Source organism: Ferroglobus sp. (genome assembly GCF_015521575.1).
GTDB lineage: Archaea > Halobacteriota > Archaeoglobi > Archaeoglobales > Archaeoglobaceae > Ferroglobus.
The window spans coordinates 1-3,148 of record NZ_WANY01000254.1 but is presented as its reverse complement, the minus strand read 5'-3'; the positions used below and the strand labels follow the sequence as shown (position 1 = coordinate 3,148).

At 44.3% G+C, this 3,148-nt stretch carries 4 protein-coding genes; all 4 read right to left on the bottom strand.

All coding sequences use genetic code 11. From position 1 onward, the window contains the following. Positions 1-173 precede the first annotated feature (173 nt). On the bottom strand, positions 174-770 hold the full coding sequence (gene udg / locus F7C14_RS10185) for a type-4 uracil-DNA glycosylase (protein ID WP_290902537.1): 597 nt from the start codon (positions 768-770) through the stop codon (positions 174-176). Then, entirely contained in the window at positions 767-2,080 is a 1,314-nt protein-coding gene (locus F7C14_RS10180; protein ID WP_290902536.1) for an FAD-dependent oxidoreductase, read from the bottom strand. The genes udg and F7C14_RS10180 overlap by 4 nt, the downstream gene beginning before the upstream one ends. A 35-nt stretch (positions 2,081-2,115) precedes the next feature. Next, positions 2,116-2,721 carry a DUF4350 domain-containing protein gene (locus F7C14_RS10175; protein WP_290902535.1) on the bottom strand — a complete coding sequence of 202 codons (606 nt, stop codon included), beginning with the start codon at positions 2,719-2,721 and terminating at the stop codon, positions 2,116-2,118. 45 nt (positions 2,722-2,766) lie between these two features. Beyond that, positions 2,767-3,148, bottom strand: a 382-nt coding sequence (locus tag F7C14_RS10170) for an acyl-CoA dehydrogenase family protein (protein ID WP_290902531.1), incomplete at its 5' end; no start/stop codon positions are given.

Here is a 3,148-nt window from a genome sequence, read left to right as displayed (position 1 = left end):
GATCACAAGAAGTACATGGCACAGAGAGCAAGAATGAGCTACCACCTCAGAGGACTGGAAGAGGACGGACTCGTAGAGACTAAGAGGGTAGGAAAGAACGTGAAGATCTCGCTGACGGTTTTAGGAAGAGCCGTAAATCTGGTGAACTAAAAAATTTTTAACTTTAACCTTTTTTACTCCCCTATAAAATCCAGAAGTGTCTTTCTTTTAAAGAAGCTCGCCACCTTCCTTATGTCCTCTTCGAAGTACTCCTTCAGCTGCGGTTTGTACAGAACTGCCGCTGGATGATACGTCGGAATAATCTTTACTTTCTTTCCGTCAAGTTCTGCTTCGAAAATCTTACCTCTATCAGCAGATATCCCTCTGAATTTCTTACCGAAAAAGTTCAGTATCTCCCTTGCTGAATGTCTTCCGAGGCAAACTATCACGTCCGGCTTTATTTCGTAGAGTTGTCTTATGAGATAGGAGAAGCATTTCTCTACCTCCTCCGGTTTTGGATCGCGATTGTTCGGCGGACGGCATTTCAAAATATTTGTGATGAATACTTCGCTCCTTCTCATTCCGTATTTCTCCAGAGTTTTCGTCAGATACTGTCCGGCAGCCCCTACAAAAGGTCTTCCCTGCAAATCCTCTTCCCTTCCCGGAGCTTCTCCGACGAAGACAATCTTAGCTCTCTCGTTTCCCTCTCCGGGGACGTAATTCGTTTTAGTTTTGTACAGTTCGCATCTTTTACATTTCCTGATTTCTTCGTGAATTTCTTCGAGTGTCAAAACTTCAACACCCTCGCAGACACTATTACCGGATCCCATATCGGAGTGAAAGGTGGAGCGTAAGCCAAGTCTGCGAAGAATAAATCTTTCGTCGTAAATCCGGCCTGAATTGCCGTGGCGAAGACGTTGATTCGCATCGTCACCATCTCGTAACCAGCAACTTGTGCCCCGAGTATTCTGTTTGTATCTGCATCTTTAATAGCCTTTATAAAAGTCTTTTTCGCTCCGGGATAGTAGTGGACTTTCGTGTTAGCTTGTATAAACGCAGATTTTACGTTGAATCCCTCTTTTTTCGCTTCCTCTTCACTGAGTCCGGTTTTTCCTATCTGCAAATCGTAAAACTTCGTTATCTGCGTCCCAACAACCCCCGGAAATTCTATGTTTCCCCCAGCCATGTTAACTCCAGCTACGTACCCCATTTTGTTCCCAGCCGGAGCTAAGGGGATCCAAGCTGGCTTTTTCGTCACAAGGTTTATCGTCTCAGCACAATCTCCCGCTGCGTAAACGTTCTCAACATTCGTTTCCATTTTCGCATTCGTCTTTATCGCCCCCGTCTCTCCAAGCTCTACGCCAAGCTGCTTCGCCAACTCAACATTCGGCTTCACACCTGTGGCAAGAATAACCAAATCCGCTTTGTATTCCCCTTTATCCGTCACAACCTTTTCGACCTTATCCTTGCCCTCTATAGCCTCAACGCTTTCTTCAAGCTTAAGTTCAACTTTTTTCTCCATTTCCTCCCTTACAATGTTCGAAATTTCCTTGTCGAAGGTCGCTAACGGTCTGTCGAGGAATTCGATGACCGTCACTTTTTTGTTTATAGCAGAAAAAGCTTCCGCCATTTCAACTCCAATGTAGCCAGCGCCAATTATAACAACGTTCTCAGCTTCCTTCGCAGCCTTCCTTATTCTGTCAGCATCCGGAGGAAGATCGACTGTAAAGACGTTTTCCAAATCAACCCCCTCTATCTTAGGCACTTTCGGCGAGGCTCCGGTAGCGATTAAAAGCTTGTCCCACTCGTAAGTTTTTTCTTTTCCGTTCTCCTCCACCCTCAACTTTCCGTAATCGACTTCAATTACTCTCGCATTTAAATGTAAATCTATCCCCCTCTCTTTAACGAAAACTTCCGGTTTGTAATACATCAGCTCTTCGCTTCCGAAGTCGAATTCTATCGCATAAGGAATGCCGCACGGAGCGTGGCTGACGAAAGATGTCGCCTCAAAAACGGAAACTTCCCATTCCGGTTTTAACGCTTTAACTCTCGAAGCCGCACTCATCCCTGCTGCTCCACCGCCGATAATAGCTACTTTCATGCTCTTTTATGAAATTCCCACCCTTAAAAATGTTATCAGATTTTGCCGTTCAAAATATCATTCGCTAAAATCCTGTTATCGTACTTTTCGATGCTGTAGTTGTCCCAGAAAACGCATGTGCCTAAAACAATGACTTTTCCCCTTCCAAACTCCTCGTAAGCTGCAAAGCACTTGCTTCCGTTGTTGCATTCCGCAGATGTAAAGCCTTCGACGAAAGCTCTTCCTCCAACCACGCTCGAAGAACAAGGCATTACCACAACATGATCTCCATATTTTGCTAAGGGATGCATTTTATCCCCATCATTGTTCTTTTCATCCACTATCACGTCGCTGCTTATTCTCATCTCCAATCCAAGCTTTTTTAGAACGCTGTTTATTATCCCAGTTACATTGTCAAGGTTGTTGTAGTAAGAGGCGAAAACCACCGTTTTTCCCTTTTTCAACCAGCTCTTAATCCTCGAAATTTCCCTAAGCTTGAACTTAACTTCCGGATAATTAAAAACGATGACATCATAGTTTTCAAGTTTGTAAAAGCTGTAGACGCAATCAACTTCAGAATCGACGAGAGTCCTGAGCTTAGAGAAGTAGTAATAATCGTCCACGATAAACTCCCCATGGGTGGCATCCCAACCTACCCTCAAGTAACCACCTCCTGAAAAAAGAGAAAAGGAGTTTGAATAAAAAACTTATGAGAAGAGTTTTCTCGCTATAAGTAGTTTCATTACTTCGCTTGCTCCTTCGGCGATGTCCAAAACCTTCGCATCCCTGTGAGCCATCTCAACTTTCGAATTTGAAAGCAAGCCGAAACCCCCGTGAATTTCCATCGCGATATCAGCAGCCTTCTTTGCCACTTCGGCAGCTTTTAGTTTGCAAATGGCTCCAGAATAGTTCGTATCCCCCATATCTTTTGCAAAACCGTAAATTAGCTTTCTCAGAGCCTCTATATCAGCTGCAAGCTCGGCAAGCATGAATTGCACAGCCTGCAAATCCGCAAGCTTTCCTCCAAAAGCTTCCCTACTTTTAGCTCTCTCCACAGCCAAATCGAGACACCTTTGGGCTATTCCTATC